Below are 268 nucleotides of genomic sequence, written 5' to 3' on the forward strand. Positions count from 1 at the left end.
GACTCCGGGGGGTCTGCCCTCGGCCGGCTTGACGGATGATTCCGCCGATAATCTGACTCGGCGTCAAGCCATGACTACGAATCTGTTTAAGACCAAATACAACGAAGAGGGTGATGGTCTTCTCGTCAGGACTGGTAAATTTCTGGCCGCTGCCGGCGTCGACATGGTTGACATGGTTGGCTCGGTCGCTCCGGGAATCGAGCGTGGTGACCTCTGGAACTACGCGCGTTCGCAGGGTGCGCATGGACTCGCCGACTTCGCTGAGCGG

General features: G+C 59.3%; 1 protein-coding gene. It reads left to right on the plus strand.

Going from position 1 to position 268, the window contains the following annotated elements; translation table 11 throughout:
• Positions 1 to 70 precede the first annotated feature (70 nt).
• On the plus strand, positions 71 to 268 hold a 198-nt coding region (locus RMT89_RS43370), incomplete at its 3' end, for a hypothetical protein (RefSeq protein WP_315889256.1).

Source organism: Streptomyces sp. P17, from assembly GCF_032436805.1.
Classification (GTDB): domain Bacteria; phylum Actinomycetota; class Actinomycetes; order Streptomycetales; family Streptomycetaceae; genus Streptomyces.